Origin of the sequence: Brevibacterium oceani (genome assembly GCF_017948325.1) — a bacterium.
Lineage (GTDB): Bacteria > Actinomycetota > Actinomycetes > Actinomycetales > Brevibacteriaceae > Brevibacterium > Brevibacterium oceani.
In genome coordinates this window covers 1,512,277-1,527,128 of sequence record NZ_CP072846.1, presented here as the reverse complement: position 1 = coordinate 1,527,128, position 14,852 = coordinate 1,512,277, and the positions used below count along the sequence as shown (strand labels likewise).

Below are 14,852 nucleotides of genomic sequence, written 5' to 3'. Positions count from 1 at the left end.
GCGAATTCGGAGACACCGAGCTGTGGCGAAGAGGAGAGAATCTCTACCGGCCGGTCTTCTCCGCCAGCTCCCGCAGCATCGCCGAGTAGGCTTCCCAATCCTGGCCTTCCGGGATGTTCGGGCTGGCCGCGCTCAGCCCGACCTGCCCATCGATCCCTTCACGGACCACATCGACCTGCCCGAGGTGGCGGGTGAGGTCGACGAGGACATGGACCATCATCTGCCCCAGAGTCACCGCGTTCATCGGAGCCGGCCAATGCGGAACCTGTCCCGGTGCGTCGAGCGGCAGGGAGTCGAACGTCTCATCCGCGAAACCCCAGACCCGCCGGTAGAGGTCGAGAACGCTCTCAGCGGACTCCGCCTCGGTGGCGTACCAATCGGCCTACGGATCGGTGTCGAAGACCTCATCGGAGACAACTTCGTCCCGGTGCGGCCAGGGCCGGATGAAGCAATGATCCTCTCATCCGCCCCAGAGCGGGGCGAGCGCGGAGTAGAGCTGTTGGATGCCGAGGACGATGAAGAGCAGTGCGGTGATCGCCAGGGCGATGTTCGTGTGCAGCTTGTTCGCCCATTCCTTCGGGATCTTCTTGCCGTTGAGGAGTCCGAGCAGGGTCACGGCCAGGAACGGCATGAACAGCGAGCCGAGAACACCGTAGGCGAGGATGAGGCCGATCGGTTTGCCGAGGATGAACAGCAGCATCGGCGGGAACGTCAGCCACAGGACATAGAACTTGAAGTACTTGCCGCCGGTCAGGGTGTCGGGGTGTCCGCCGGGCTTCTTGCGCATATGGCCCCAGAAATCGGCGAACATGAGGGACACACCGTTCCACACACCGATGATCGAGGAGAACGAGGCGGCCCAGAAGCCGACGAGGAAGCCGATGCCGACGACGTCGCCGTAGCGGGCCTTGAGCACCTCGGCGAGGTCGAGCAGTCCCTTGTCCTCGGCGGAGATCGACACGCCTGCCGCACGCACGACCTCGGCGCCGACGATGAGCATGGCGATGACGAAGATGCCGGTCATCACGTACGCCATGGAGTTGTCGATGCGCATCACCCGCATCCACTTCGGGGTGTGCCAGCCCTTCTCACGCAGCCAGTACCCGTAGGCGGCCAGCGTGATGGTGCCGCCGACCCCTCCGGCGAGGGCGAGGGTGTAGATCACGCCGCCCTCGGGGATGATCGGGATTAGTCCGGTGAGCATGTCCGGGACGTTCGGTGCGGCGATGATCGCAAGCCCGACGACGGTGATGAACATGATGCCCACGAGGGCTGCGGTGATCTTCTCGAATATCGCGTAGCGGCCGAACCACACCATGGCGAAACCGGCCAGGCCCATGAGCACCGACCAGACGGTGAGGTTGAGTCCGGGAAACAGCGCGGCCAGAGGCAGGGCAGCGGAGCTCATGGCTGTCGCGCCGTAGACGAAGCCCCAGATGATGATGTAGGGACCGAAGTACCACGTGGTCCACCGGCCCAGTGACCTCCAGCCTTCGAAGATCGTCTTCCCGGTTGCGAGGCTGAATCGGCCGGCTCCTTCGACGAGGACGATCTTGAGGATGACACCGACGATGACTGCCCACAGCAGGCCATAGCCGAACTGGCTGCCGGCCACGAGGGTGGCGACCATATCGGCGGCGCCGACGCCGGTGGCCGCGACGACGAGCCCGGGACCGATGACCTTCCATTTGGCCGGCCCCGAGGCCTCCTCGATTCCGGATACGGTCTGCGGATCCGCTCCGTCGCGGGATCCGCTGCCGCTCGACTGCTCGCTCATTCCATTACCGCCTTCGTGTTCGGTCGCATACGACTTCACCGGGCGGTCGGTGACCCTCCATAGGATCTCCTCGGGCATCGGCGGCGCAGCGGTCTCCGTGTGTCCACCACCATCGTAGTCGACAGGACCGGTGCGCCACGGACGTCATCGTCTCGTCATCGCTGCCGTGTGCGGACTTCCCCACCCGGCGATGGCCGTCTGGGGCTATCCTCGAAGGGTGAGTGACGACAATTCCGCCGAAGATACCCGCAGCAGAATCGCCCGCCGTGTCTTCCCCGACGGCGAGGACCCGGACCCGCGCTTCACCCTGGCCAATGAGCGGACCTTCCTGTCCTGGATCCGCACGGCCCTGGCCTTCATCGGCGGCGGCATCGCCGTCGAAGCCTTCACCTCGGAGATCTTCTCGACCGGTCTGCGTGCGACTCTGTCGATCGTGCTCATGGTCATCGGCTTCATCCTCGCTTCCGGGGCCGCAGTCCGCTGGCATCGCATCGAATCGGCGATGCGGCGCAAGACCTCGCTGCCGCTGCCGCTCATCATTCCCATCGTCAGCCTCGCCTCGGCGCTGGGCGCGGGGCTGCTCGTGCTGGTGTTCGCCGGTCTGCTGCGATGACTCCCCGCCTCCCGCGGCCGCGGTTGCCCGGGCCGCGCCGAACTCGACCGCAGCCGCACCCCGATCCGGGTCTGCAGCCCGAGCGCACCACTCAGTCATGGCTGCGTACGGCACTGACGATGACCGTCGTCAGCCTCGTCTTCATGCGCTTCATCAACGTCTTCGAAGGCTGGTCGGTCGGCGTCTTCGTCGTGTGCATGGGCCTCGCGATCGCCGCGCTGTCGATGCAGGTCAGGCGATACCGGTTGGGTGCGGACTCGATCCAGGCCGAACGCGGCCGCCCGAGTCCGTGGGCCGTCGTCTTCCTCACCGCCTCGGTGTGTCTCATCGCGGTCATCAGCATTGCCTCGGTCATCAAGATCTCGCTGACGTGAGGGCTGATGTGAGGGCCGCGATGCCGAATCGGCGTTCCTTGTTGTGAGACCGCCGTCCGGACCGCGAACCCTCATGCATAGACTTGAGCGCATGAAGGATGCACACGAAGTCGCCACCGCCCCGCTCGTCGCCGTCGGCCTCATCGGCGGATTCCTCACCGCCCGCGAGACCGGCATCCGCCCCCTCGGCGGCGTCGTCCTCGCCGCTGCCGGCGGCTATGCAGCCCGCTCCTGGTACGCCAAGCGAGGCTGGCCTGCCGCTGTCGGTCTCGGTCTGACCTACCTCGGCGGCTTCGGAGCCTCGCATCCCCTGGCAAAGAAGATCGGCGCCTGGCCCGCGGTGTTCGCCGTCAGCGCGGTCAGCGCCGCCGCGTCCTATCTCGTCTCCGACGCCGCCGAGGCGGACTGACCTACCGACCGTCACCGGCGGCACGCCTGACTCAGAACACGACTGCTCCAGAAAGCGAGGATCGTCCCACCCATGCTCGCCGTGTTCGAAGGTTTCGCCGTCATCGCCGGGGTCATCCTCGTCGGCTTCATCCTCGGTCGCTCCGGCGTGCTCGGCCCCCACGGCCAGCAGGTCATCGCGAAGCTCGTCTTCTATGCGGGCACTCCGACCCTGCTCTACGTCACTGTCGCCGACACCGATCTCGGGCTGATCTTCAACACCACGCTCTTCGCCACCGGCGGATCCGCGGTCATCGTCGGCCTCCTCCTCTTCGTCCTCACCCGCTGGATCCGCAAGCGCAGCACCGGTGAGGCCATGTTCTCCGCGTGGGCGACCAGCTACGTCAACATCGGCAACCTCGGCATCCCGATCGCCGCCTACGTCCTCCACGACATCGGCTACGTCGCCCCCGTGCTGCTATTCCAACTCCTCGTGCTCGCCCCGATCGGGATGGCCGTCCTCGACGGAGCCGGGAAGAAACAGCACGACTCGCACTGGTACTCCGCGGTCCTCCAAGTGCTCAAGAACCCCATCGTCCTCGGCGCCGCGGCCGGTGTGGCCGCCTCGGCGACCGGCTTCGAACTGCCCCGCTTCGTATTCGAACCCATCGACATGATCGGTGCCACCGCGGTCCCCGGTGCCCTCCTCGCCTTCGGCATCTCACTCAAGGACGGGTGGGCGCTGCCGGTCAAGGGCACCCGGTCCCAGCTGAGCTACATCGCGGGCGGCAAGCTCGTCCTCCAGCCGGTCATCGCCTGGGCCATCGGCGGGCCGATGCTCGGCTACGGCGGCATCGACCTCTTCGCCATCGTCGTCACCTCGGCCCTGCCCACAGCCCAGAACGTCTACATCTACTCGATGCAGTACCGCCAGTCCGAGGCGCTCATGCGAGACGCGGTGTTCATCACCACGGTCCTCGCGGTGCCCGCGCTCGTCGTCATCGCAGCCCTCCTGGGCTGACTTCTCCGGTTGACTTCCTGGGCTGAGCCCGCCCCGACGCGAACCGCGCTCGACCGATCGTCGCGGCCCCACCTCGGCGCGGGTGTGCCCGAAATCGTCCGCCGTGGCGTGTCCTCCCGGGCTCGGACCCTGTGGTCGCTGACAATGGGGATGTGTCCAGAGACGAGAAGAACGAGACCGAAGACCTCCTGAGCAGGCGGATGAGTTCAGGGTCGGCCAGTGCTGCCGAAAAGCAGTCGTCGACCTCTCTGGAGGCGGCGAACGATCCCTCGACCGACACCGAGGCGTTCGATCCGATCACGGATCCCATCGCCGAGGATGCCCCCAAGCATTCCGCCGACGCCAAGCCCCCGACGGGCCCGGTGAGGGTGGCTCCCGCCCATTCGTCGAATCCGAACGCTCAGTCCTCGAGTACACGCGGCGCCGACCGATCCTCCTCGACGGAGGCTGTGGATTCGGCATCCGCGGCGACTTCCACGTCGACCTCGACCGGGGCCACCCGGGAGGTGCCCGCGAACGCACGGACAGCGGTGATGAGCGAGGCCGATTGGGCTGCTGTGTCGAAGGCGGCGACCTCGACCGATTCTCGTGAACCCGAGGTCCCGGAACGTCGGCGCAGCGTCCTCGACGTCATCGGCACGATCTGGATCATGCTCGCCACCCCCTTCGTCCTGCTCGCGCTGGCCGTGCGCTTCGTCGCCTCCGGGATCTTCCTCAAGTTCGAGTACTTCCGGCCCGGATTCCCCGCCGACCAGTTCGGCTTCGGAGAGGCCGACCGGGAGCACTACGGGACCTATGTCATCGACTATCTGCACAACTTCGATTCGCGGCGCTACCTCGCCGACATCGTCATGCCCAACGGCGAACCGATCTTCATCTCCGACGAGCTCAGCCATATGGCCGACGTCAAGGGGCTCATCTCGCTGCTCTACCTCGTCGCGCTCATCGGCCTCATCGGATCCGTCCTCTTCGGTCTCTACATGTGCCGCAAGGGCGGTTCGGGCATCCATGCCGGAGTCCGCCTCGGTTCGATCTTCAGCGTCATCTTCATGGCCGCTGTCGCCGTCGTCGCCGTACTCGGCTGGGAGAGCTTCTTCCGCGGGTTCCACAAGGTCTTCTTCAAGGACGGGACCTGGGAGTTCTACGCCGATGATTCGCTCATCCGGCTGTTCCCACCCCAGTTCTGGGTCGATGCCGGCATCGCCGGAGGCGGATTGTTCGTCCTGGTGGCCATCGTCCTCTTCTGCTTCAGCTTCGCCGGCCACAAGAAGCGCCGCGCGGCGCGGAAGGCACGCAAGGAAGCCGCCGACGCTTAAGCCGCGTCTGCCAATAGTGCGCTGCGGGTGAGAGCCCCGCTCCACGGTTCCGGCCGGGTGGTCTTTCCCCTTCCACCCGGCCGAAATTCTGTCTCGACGGCTGTCGCTGACACCACCTCAGATTTCCTGGTCGATCCGCGGTGTTCTGGTCGAGGAAAACACGGTGGATCGACCAAAGAATTCCGGTCGCCCGCCGTCCCGGGCCGATTCCGATCCAAACCCGACCCGGAGTCGCCCGCGGGACGTGACCTTCAGTCGTCGACGGCGTCGCGTCCGCGGCGCACGAGCAGCGGATCGGCCTCGTAGACGACCGAGGTGTCTTTGTCCTCGTAGTCGAACTGGTTGAGGAAGTAGCGCATCGCATTGAGCCGCGCGCGCTTCTTGTCGTTGCTCTTGATCGTGATCCACGGAGCATGGTCGGTGTCCGTGCGGCGGAAGGTCGCCTCCTTCGCCTGCGTGTAGTCATCCCATCGGTCGAGGGACTCGAGGTCCATGGGTGAGAGCTTCCACCGCCGCACCGGGTCGATCTGGCGGATCGCGAACCGGGTGCGCTGTTCACGCTGGGTCACGGAGAACCAGAACTTCGTGACATGGATGCCGGAGTCGATGAGCATCTTCTCGAACACGGGCGCCTGCTCCATGAACGTCTCGTACTCGTCATCCGTGCAGAATCCCATGACGCGTTCGACATTGCCCCGGTTGTACCAGGACCGGTCGAACATGACGATCTCACCGCTGGTGGGCAGGTGGGAGATGTAGCGCTGGAAATACCACTGGCCGGCTTCTCGGTCCGAGGGCTTGTTCAGCGCCACGACGCGGGCGGCACGCGGGTTGAGGTGTTCGGTGAAGCGTTTGATCGTCCCGCCCTTGCCGGCTGCGTCGCGGCCTTCGAAGACGATGACGTGCTTCGCCCCGGTGTCCTGGCCCCAGTACTGGAACTTCAGCAGCTCGACCTGCAGACGGTACTTCTCGAGCTCGTATTCCTCACGGTCCATCTGCTCGTCGTACGGGTACCCTTCACGCCAGGTCTCGACGGCCCGGCCCATGGGGTCGATGAGGTGCGGATCCGTGGTCTGGCTGTCCGAAACGGTATAGCCCTCCAGCCGGAGCTTGTCGATGTACTCCCGCAGATTCTCTTGGAACAGATCGTTCACGAGATCCTCACCTTTCGATATGGGCACAGAGTCGAGCCTCGAGCACGCTAGCGCGCCGAGGTGAATATCAGGTTATGCGATCGACGTCCTTGCGCGGAATGATTCCGATGCTCAGCAACGGGGCGAGGGCGATGAGCCCGAAGGACAGCGGGTAGCCGAAGGCGGTGACCAGGGCGCCGAACCCGGGCCCGAGCAGGGCCGACATGACGAACTGTCCCGTGTTCTGCGCTCCCATGGCCTTGCCCGACCAGCGCGGTCCCGCGGCTTCGGCGACGGAGGCGAAGGCGAGTCCGTTGTCGGCGACCGACACCGCCGAGGCGAGGATGAACACGATCGCCGCGACGACCGGGAGTTCGGTGAGCGAGAGAACGGCGATGGCGACGACGCTGACGACCGCCGCGATCGCGACCACCCGCATGAGGCCTACCCGTGAGCTCGTCCGATCCGAGAGACCGCCGACGACCATGCGCCCGATCGCCCCGATGATCTGCGCGGCGGCGACGATCGCTCCGGCGGTGCCGGCGTGGATGCCCTGGTTGGCGATGAGCCAGATGAGGCCGTAGGTGGAGAACGCGAACTGCGGGATGACCAGCAGTGCCGAGACCCCGTGGATGCGCCACAGGAAGGAATCGCTGCGGTAGGGATTGACCGCCGAGGTGGGGCTCGGTTCCCCCTCCCCCGCCGAGGTGGCGCCCGGGCGAGCGGATCCGTTCCCGTCCGCTGCCGGTTCGGGGAGGGACGCGTCGAGAACGTCGGTGGCGCCGTCTGGGTCGGCTACCTCGGTGCGGGTGGGAACCGAGGGCGGAGGGTTGCGGACGAGGGCGAAGCAGATGAGCGCGAGTGCCCCGGAGACGGCAGCGACATACCAGAGGTAGGCGGGAAATCCGCCGGCCGCGGCGATCGGTGGGATCGTGACGGCGGCGATGCTCGTGCCCAGGGGTTGGGACATCTGCCGGATGCCCATGGCCAGCCCTCTGCGGTGGCGTGGGAACCAGCCCATGACGACGCGGCCGCTCGCGGAGTTCACCGAGGCAGCGGCCGCACCGGAGGCGGCGATGACGATGACCATCCAGATCGGTGAGTCGACGACGAGGACCGCGACCGCAGAGAACACGGCGGTCAGTGCGATGCCCAGCGTCATGGCCAGCCGCTCACCGTAGCGGTCGGCGAAGGCACCCCAGGCGATGAGCGTGAGGATGAGACCGAAGCTCGGGGCGGCGGCGACGGTGCCAGCCTGGGTGAGGGTGAACCCGAGGTCGGTGTGCATATACGGGATGAGGAATGCGGGACCGGCGATCGCGATGGTCGCCGCCATCTGGGTGAGGACACCGATGACGAGGATGATCCAGGCTTGTGGGCTCGGTCGGTTTCTCGTCATGGGTCGAGGCTACCGCCGGGTCACTGACGGCGGCCGAACGTCTCAGATCGCGGGTTCGGACGTTTGGCTATACAGTGTGTTCTGAGCATTCCCCCTATAGCCCAATCGGCAGAGGCAGTCGACTTAAAATCGATTCAGTGTGGGTTCGAGTCCCACTGGGGGGACCAGAGAGATCCGGTCCATCCGCGGCAGAGTGCTCGCGAGAATCCGATGTCGACATTCTGGCGCAATCACGCATTGGGCGTGAGCTCCGTGCCGGCACCGCGGCGACGGATGGTCGGAATCGTCACTCCGGAGTCGCCGGCTTCGTGACCGGCCGTCGGCAGAGGTTTGCCACAGGGCAGCGTACTCATAGTCATCGCTGCCCCAGCGGGCGCTCCGCCACTCTTCGCTTCACTGGGCGCCGCCTCGGCGAAGGCGGCCTGATGCGCCGCCCGATGGGACTTCAGCTCATCGCGCAACCGCTCGGCACTCTCTGCCCCGACGATCTCGAACCCGCCGTCGACGATCATGTCGAGGTCCTCCTCGGCGGCCTGCCCCTCCGAGGTCAGATAGTCGCCGAGGAAGAGCGAATTGGCCACATGCAGCGACATCGGCTGCAGCGATCGCAGATGCAGCTCCCGACCACCGGCGATGCGCAGCTCGCGGTCCGGGCAGAGGAAACGCACGGCGCACAGAATCCGCAGGCAATGCTGTGGGGTCAGCGTCCAGGTGCCCTCGAGCGGGGTGCCGTCGAAGGGAATGAGGAAGTTGACCGGGATCGAGTCGGAGTCGACGGCCCTGAGCGCTTCGATCGCCTCGATGATCTGCTCATTCGTCTCCCCCATTCCCACGATGAGCCCCGAGCACGGCGAGAGCCCGGCGCCACGCGCCTTGTCGACGGTGTCGACGCGATCGGCGAATGTGTGGGTCGAGCAGATCTCGGGGTAGAGCGATTCCGCGGTGTTGAGGTTGTGGTTGTACGCGTCGACGCCGGCGTCCTTGAGACGCTGTGCCTGACCGTCCTTGAGGAATCCTAGGCACGCGCAGACCTCGACGTCGGGAGTGGATGACTTGATCTCCTCAACCATGCCCGAAACGCGTTCGACGTCCCGGTTCGAAGGACCGCGCCCGGATGCGACGAGGCAGACCCGCGAAGCACCTCCTGCCAGACCGAATTCCGCCTGCCGCTTCGCCTCATCCTTCGGCAGCCACGAGTACTTGAGGATGTCGGTGTCCGAACCCAGGCGCTGCGAGCAGTAGCCGCAGTCCTCTGGACACAGTCCGGATTTGAGGTTGACGAGGTAGTTGACCTTGACGCGATTGCCGAAGTGCTCGCGACGCAGCCGGGAGGCAGCCGCCACGAGGTCGAGCAATTCCTCGTCGGGCGATGACAGGATCGCGTGAGCGGCGGAGGCAGAGGCCGGAGCGCCGCCGAGCACGCGCTCGGCGAGTGTTTGGTAGCTATCCATGTTGTCATTATTGAACACTGTTCAGGAGAGCGCAAAATCACATCTTCCCGCGCGAGGAGGCAGAATGGTGTGATGACCTCCGTACTTCTCACCGTCGGCGACCGCCCGCAGTTCGTCGACGGGGTTGATGACCCGCACCTCGCCGAGGCGACCGGACCGGCCGTACTCTTCGACGTCGACAGCGCTGCCACCGACTCCGGGCGACCGTCGCTCAGTGAATGCACCAGCGCACCCTACCGCCCCCTCGCCTACCGCGAGGCGAGCACGGACTGGACGGACATCGACTTCGAGGCCGCCGATCATTGGGTGCAGATGGGGCCGGAAATGCGACACCGCCTCGTCGAAGATCACCTTGCGACGCTCGACGTCAGCGAGTTCAAGCGTGCGACGAACGGCGGCAGCGCCTCGATCATCACGAACAATTGGGTCTATTCAGGTTCGCCGCGGGCCTACCGGGTCGCCGGCCGACTGCGGGAGTTCGTCACGGTGCTCGGAGAACTCGTCAGCGAGAGCCGGGCTTGACGGGCTCGAGCCCGGCCTGGCGATCGCGGTTGCCGATCACCTCGGCGACATTGAGCTCGGCCCACCGCCGCAGAGCGGCCACTGGGGCCTGGAGCGAGCGACCCAGCTCCGTCAGCGAATACTCCACCCGCGGAGGCACCTCACCGTAGGACTGCCTGGTCACCAGGCCGTCGGCAACGAGCGATCGCAACGTCGAAGTGAGCACCTTCGGGGTGATGCCGCCGATCGCCTGCCGGATCTCGCCGAACCGCTTGGGGCCGTCATCGAGGATCTCGATGATGAGCACCGTCCATTTGTCACCAACCCTGTCGAGGATGACGCGAGTAGGGCACTCCGGATCGAAGGCGTCGCCTTCCCAGGAATCTCTGAACTTCATGCCCCAATAGTATCTTTGAGGTACTCGGTTTCCAAACGATAGCGTATCGATGTCAGCACAGGAGAAACCACCTCGGCGCCACCAGCAGGGCACCGGCAGAAAGGAACACACATGAAGATCGCACTCTTCGGAGCATCCGGAATGATCGGCTCCCGCGTCACCGCCGAGGCGGCCGGCCGCGGCCTCGAGGTCACCGCCATCACGCGCTCGGGCAGCGACGTACCCGGTGCCGCCCGCAGCCTCACTGGCGACATGGCCGACGCCGAGTTCGACGCCCGCATCGCCGCCGAGCATGACATCATCGTCTCCACCACTGGTCCCAGCCGCACGGGCGGCGATCATCAGGAATGGCTCGATGCGCTGAAGACCCTGGCCGAGAACAGCGGAGACACTCGCATCTTCGTCGTCGGCGGAGCCGGATCGCTGTGGGTCGGCGAGACCATGCTCAAGGACACCGAGGGCTTCCCCGCCATGTACAAGGCCGAGTCGGAGACCGGCACACGGGCTCTCGAGCTGCTGCGCGCCGGCAACTGGTCGCCGTGGACGCTCATCTCCCCCGCCCCGGAGATCGCCCCCGGTGAGCGCACCGGATCGTACAAGTCAGAGCTCGAGGTTCCAGCCGGTGACGCGGTCTCGGCCGAGGACTTCGCCGTGGCCATGGTCGATGAGATCGTCGACCCGAACCACATCGACACCCGTTTCACCGTCGCGAACTGAGCGCAGAGAATGAGAAGCGCCGGGGATGCTTGAGTGCATCCCCGGCGCTTTCGCCTCATCAGGCCCGGTGGCCGGTCAAGGCCAGTGGCCCGAGATCAGGCCTTGGCGGCTTCCTTGGCTTCCTTCTTCGGGGCCGGCTTCGAGTTCGCGGCCTCAACGAAGTTCTTCCGCGGAACATCGAGGTCGGCCAGCGGCATGGCATCGCGGCCGAGGACGGCGCTGAGGAACCAGTTGCCGAAGACCCGAACCTTGCGATCAACGGTCGGAATGGCGTAGCCGTGGTAGGCGCGGTGCATGAGCCAAGCGAGGATCCCGCGAGCCTCGAAGTCGCCCATCTGCGAGACGCCCTTGTACACACCGAGACCGGCAACCGTACCGATCGTCTTGTGGAAGTACTGCTTGAACTCGGTCTCTCCCCGCAGAGCGGCGAGGACGTTCGCGGCCAGTACGGGAGCCTGACGCACAGCGTGCTGAGCGTTGGGCACGCAGAAGCCCGCCACGCCGCCGCCGGAGAGGTCGGGAACCGCAGCGTTGTCGCCGGCCGCCCAGGCACCCTCGACGACTCCGTCATCGCCCTCGACGCGCAGATCCGCGCGGACGGTGACGTTGCCGCGTTCGTTGATCGGCAGATCGGAGTCGATGAGCATCGGGTTGGCCTTGACACCGGCGGACCACACGATCGTGTCGGCGTCGAACTCTTCGCCGTTCGAGAGCTTGATGTGCTTGTCGGTGCAGTCCTGGAGGAAGGTCTCGAGGTAGACGTCGATGCCGCGTTCGCGCATGTGCTCGACGACCCAGCGGGCCTGAGCCTCGCCGACCTCGGGCATGACCCGGCCGAGGGCCTCGACGAGGACGAAGCGGACGTCGGCCTCGGTCAGGGTCTCGTACTGGGCAACAGCCGAACGGACCATGTCCTCGAGCTCGGTGAGCAGCTCGATGCCGGCGAAGCCGCCGCCGACGAACACGAAGGTCAGGGCCTTGCGGCGCTCTTCGTCGTCTTCCATGAGCGCGGCGTCGGCGAGGCGGGAGAGGAGGTGGTCGCGCAGGGCGACGGCTTCCTCGATGCGCTTCAGCGCAATCGCGTTCTCCTTCAGGCCCGGAATCGGCAGCGCGCGAGCGACCGAACCGGAGGCGAGGATGATGTGATCGTAGTCGAGCTCGAAGGCCTCATCGTTCTCAGGCTCAATGGTGGCGAACTTCTCGGCATGGTTGATCGAGGTGACCTTCGCGGTGATGACCTCGGCACCCGGCAGGTTGCGACGCAGCGGCACAACGGCGTGACGGGGCTCGATCGAACCGGCCGCCACCTCGGGGAGGAACGGCAGGTAGGTCATGTACGGATTGGGATCGACCACGGTGACGGTGGCTTCGCCCCGTCCGAGGTTCTTCAGCAGATTCTGAGCGGCGAGGAGACCGACGGAGCCCCCACCGACGACGAGGATTCGTGGACGCAGTTTCGAGTTTCTGATGAGTGCCATATGCCCATGCTAGACCCTTGTGAAAACTTTCACTAATTGTTTTCTCGCAGGATTCGAACTCCGCAGATGAGAGCGGTTGACGCTCCCCTCCCATCAGCGCCGACGGCGAGCGAAGGCGATGATCGAGGCCACGATGAGGCCGAGCGCGATCAGCGCACCGACGCCGAGGGCGGCGAATCCGAGAACAGGCGTCGACTGGGTGGCAGCGATATCGGTCGGCGCCACGGCTTTCGGCCCCTCGGTCTCATCCGGTGACGCAGTCTCCGTCTCTTCGGTCTTCGCATCACCGCGCCGATGCATCTTCACCCAGTCCTCGAGCTCTTTCTCGGCCGAGGGCGCGTTGCCTGGTGCCTTGGCTCTGAACGCGGCGTTCGGGTCGAGCCGGCCCCACCCGACGATCGGATCGGGCTTGCCCTTCTTGGTCACACCCTTGTGGCCGGAGACGGGTTTCGCGCTCGACTGCAGCTTCGCCCGAACCTCATCGGCGCTGAGTTTCGGATTGTCGGCCCGAATCAGTGCGGCGACTCCGGAGACGATCGGCGAGGCGAAGGAGCAGCCCTGCCCTTCGGCGTATCCGCCGCTGTAATAGGGGATCGGAATGTCCTTGGCCGGGCCCATGAGGTCAACAGCCGTGCCCGGTGCCGTGGAGTCGTCGAGCACCTTGCCGTTCTTGTCCAGTCCGCCCACGCCGATGACGCCGGGAACCGTCGACGGCGACCATGCCTGGGTCGCACCCTGTGAGGCGTTGCCGACGCAGGCGACGACGAGCACGTCCTTCTTATAGGCGTACTCGAACGATTTGTCCCAGCTCTCCGGCCAGCCCGGGTCGTCCCAGCCCAAGGACATGTTGATGACCTTCGCTCCGGAGTCAACGGCCCAGCGCACGGCCTTGTCGGCCTGTTCCCGGGTCGACCCGGATTCCTTCGGTCGGTCCGGGCCCAACCACATCGATGCGGAGAGGATCTGCGCATCGGGGGCGACACCTGTCGGTCCTGCTCCCGTGCCCTGCCCGGCGATGACTCCGGCGACGGCGGTGCCGTGGTGGATCGTCGTCGATCCGCCGATCGGCGTCGTGCCGTCCTTTCCGAGACCGCTGAAGTCCTTGGCCTTGGTCACCACACCGTCGAGGTCCTCGTGGTCGGTGTTGACGCCGGAGTCGATGACGGCGACCTTCACGCCCTTGCCGGTCGAGGTCTTCCACGCCTTGTCGATGCCGTAGTCCTTGATGAACCACTGCCCGGGTCCGGCCTTCGGGGCCGCGATGACCGGCTGTGTGGTGCCGGCGATCAGGCCGAGGATGAGCACTGTGACCGCGGCGAGTCGGCCGGCGGCTCTCACGAGCTCGTCAGCGCAAGGTCGAGCGCGGTTCCGTCGAGGATGTCGGTCTCCGAGATGCGGATGTCCAGCTGACCGCCCGCCCCGGTCACTGCCGTCTCGAAGCGTTCGACGATGCGGGAGAAGAGCAGGGAGCCGGCTCCGATGACATCGACGCGGCCCGGGTGCATGTACGGAAGTCCCGCCCGCGTGCTGCGGTCCATGGCCAGCAGCCTGCGCGATTCGCCGGCGATGTCGGCCACGCTGATGTGGGCGCCGTGGATGCGTTCGCGCTGGTAGCTCTCGAGTCCGAGGATGCCTGCGGTGATGGTGGTGACGGTGCCGGCGACACCGATGAAGGTGTGTGGAGCGGAGAAGTCGACGATCTGTGCCGCCTGGTCGAGCTGGGCGTCGATGTCGGTCAGCGCGGCCCGGATCTGGGCGTCGTCAGGGGTTTCGACAGGCATGTGCCGCTCGGTCAGGCGCACGGATCCGATGTCCATACTCACTGCGGCGTCGACGTCGTCGGTGCCGAGGACGAGTTCGGTCGAACCGCCGCCGAGGTCCATGACGACGAAGGGTGCTTCGGCGTCGGACAGGTTCGCGGTGGCGCCGAGGAAGGACAGGCGCGCCTCTTCGTCGCCCGTGATGACGTCGGGGACGATGCCGAGGATCTCGAAGATGCCGGCGAAGAACTCATCGCGGTTCTTCACGTCGCGGCTGGCAGAGGTCGCGACGAATCTCAGCTTCTCCGGCTGGTACTCCGCGGCCACCTCGGCGAATTCCCTCGCTGCGGCGAAGGTGCGCTCGAGGGCTTCGGGCGCGAACTGACCCGTCGCGTCGACGCCTTGGCCGAGGCGGACGATGCGGGTCTCGCGACGGAGGTCGGTGAGTGTTCCATCGACGACATCAGCGATGAGCAGGCGCAGGGAGTTCGTCCCGCAGTCGAAGGCAGCAACGCGCATGGTCGGATC

Annotated in this window: 15 protein-coding genes, 1 tRNA gene and 1 pseudogene; 8 read left to right on the top strand and 9 right to left on the bottom strand. The window is 65.9% G+C overall.

Annotated features, from left to right (window positions below; translation table 11 throughout):
- Positions 1-43 precede the first annotated feature (43 nt).
- Positions 44-370 (bottom strand): annotated as a pseudogene (locus tag J9314_RS06710) (mycothiol transferase); the annotation flags it as partial.
- 90 nt (positions 371-460) lie between these two features.
- Positions 461-1,777: an Nramp family divalent metal transporter gene (locus tag J9314_RS06705; RefSeq protein ID WP_210605039.1), complete on the bottom strand. Its 1,317-nt coding sequence runs from the start codon at positions 1,775-1,777 to the stop codon at positions 461-463.
- Between the two features lie 190 nt (positions 1,778-1,967).
- Here J9314_RS06705 and J9314_RS06700 point away from each other — a divergent pair, with 190 nt between their 5' ends.
- The 5 genes from J9314_RS06700 (at position 1,968) to J9314_RS06680 (ending at position 5,488) form a co-directional block, all read left to right on the top strand.
- Positions 1,968-2,390: a YidH family protein gene (locus J9314_RS06700; RefSeq protein WP_210605568.1), complete on the top strand. Its 423-nt coding sequence runs from the start codon at positions 1,968-1,970 to the stop codon at positions 2,388-2,390.
- Positions 2,387-2,764, top strand: a complete 378-nt coding sequence (locus tag J9314_RS06695) for a DUF202 domain-containing protein (RefSeq protein WP_210605038.1) — start codon at positions 2,387-2,389, stop codon at positions 2,762-2,764. The genes J9314_RS06700 and J9314_RS06695 overlap by 4 nt, the downstream gene beginning before the upstream one ends.
- A 91-nt stretch (positions 2,765-2,855) precedes the next feature.
- Entirely contained in the window at positions 2,856-3,173 is a 318-nt protein-coding gene (locus J9314_RS06690) for a hypothetical protein (protein ID WP_246490648.1), read from the top strand.
- 72 nt (positions 3,174-3,245) lie between these two features.
- Positions 3,246-4,172, top strand: coding sequence for an AEC family transporter (locus J9314_RS06685; protein ID WP_210605036.1), 927 nt, complete (start codon positions 3,246-3,248; stop codon positions 4,170-4,172).
- Positions 4,173-4,324: 152 nt separating this feature from the next.
- Positions 4,325-5,488 (top strand): TIGR01906 family membrane protein, encoded by a 1,164-nt coding sequence (locus J9314_RS06680; protein ID WP_246490647.1) that lies wholly within the window; start codon positions 4,325-4,327, stop codon positions 5,486-5,488.
- Positions 5,489-5,739: 251 nt separating this feature from the next.
- Here J9314_RS06680 and ppk2 read toward each other — a convergent pair whose 3' ends face one another.
- Both ppk2 and J9314_RS06670 read right to left on the bottom strand, forming a co-directional pair.
- Positions 5,740-6,642, bottom strand: coding sequence for a polyphosphate kinase 2 (gene ppk2 / locus J9314_RS06675; RefSeq protein ID WP_210605035.1), 903 nt, complete (start codon positions 6,640-6,642; stop codon positions 5,740-5,742).
- Between the two features lie 67 nt (positions 6,643-6,709).
- Positions 6,710-8,020: an MFS transporter gene (locus J9314_RS06670; protein ID WP_210605034.1), complete on the bottom strand. Its 1,311-nt coding sequence runs from the start codon at positions 8,018-8,020 to the stop codon at positions 6,710-6,712.
- 90 nt (positions 8,021-8,110) lie between these two features.
- Between J9314_RS06670 and J9314_RS06665 the strand changes: the two genes are divergently transcribed.
- Positions 8,111-8,187: transfer RNA gene (locus J9314_RS06665), tRNA-Leu, on the top strand.
- A gap of 63 nt (positions 8,188-8,250) precedes the next feature.
- Here J9314_RS06665 and bioB read toward each other — a convergent pair.
- Positions 8,251-9,471 (bottom strand): biotin synthase BioB, encoded by a 1,221-nt coding sequence (gene bioB, locus J9314_RS06660; protein ID WP_210605033.1) that lies wholly within the window; start codon positions 9,469-9,471, stop codon positions 8,251-8,253.
- A gap of 72 nt (positions 9,472-9,543) precedes the next feature.
- Here bioB and J9314_RS06655 point away from each other — a divergent pair, with 72 nt between their 5' ends.
- The gene (locus J9314_RS06655) at positions 9,544-9,993 is read left to right on the top strand and encodes a hypothetical protein (protein ID WP_210605032.1); all 450 of its coding nucleotides are present in this window, start codon (positions 9,544-9,546) and stop codon (positions 9,991-9,993) included.
- Here the strand turns inward: J9314_RS06655 and J9314_RS06650 are convergent.
- Entirely contained in the window at positions 9,974-10,369 is a 396-nt protein-coding gene (locus tag J9314_RS06650; protein ID WP_210605031.1) for a winged helix-turn-helix transcriptional regulator, read from the bottom strand. The genes J9314_RS06655 and J9314_RS06650 overlap by 20 nt on opposite strands.
- A gap of 111 nt (positions 10,370-10,480) precedes the next feature.
- On the opposite strand from J9314_RS06650, the gene J9314_RS06645 reads away from it, so the two are divergent.
- Positions 10,481-11,086, top strand: coding sequence for an NAD(P)-dependent oxidoreductase (locus J9314_RS06645; RefSeq protein ID WP_210605030.1), 606 nt, complete (start codon positions 10,481-10,483; stop codon positions 11,084-11,086).
- 95 nt (positions 11,087-11,181) lie between these two features.
- Here J9314_RS06645 and J9314_RS06640 read toward each other — a convergent pair whose 3' ends face one another.
- The 3 genes from J9314_RS06640 to J9314_RS06630 form a co-directional block, all read right to left on the bottom strand.
- A complete protein-coding gene (locus tag J9314_RS06640; RefSeq protein WP_210605029.1) occupies positions 11,182-12,564 on the bottom strand; it encodes an NAD(P)/FAD-dependent oxidoreductase in 1,383 nt (460 codons plus the stop codon).
- A 93-nt stretch (positions 12,565-12,657) separates the two neighbouring features.
- Positions 12,658-13,902 carry a S8 family peptidase gene (locus tag J9314_RS06635; protein ID WP_210605028.1) on the bottom strand — a complete coding sequence of 415 codons (1,245 nt, stop codon included), beginning with the start codon at positions 13,900-13,902 and terminating at the stop codon, positions 12,658-12,660.
- Positions 13,899-14,843, bottom strand: coding sequence for a Ppx/GppA phosphatase family protein (locus J9314_RS06630; protein ID WP_210605027.1), 945 nt, complete (start codon positions 14,841-14,843; stop codon positions 13,899-13,901). The genes J9314_RS06635 and J9314_RS06630 overlap by 4 nt, the downstream gene beginning before the upstream one ends.
- Between the last annotated feature and the right edge of the window lie 9 nt (positions 14,844-14,852).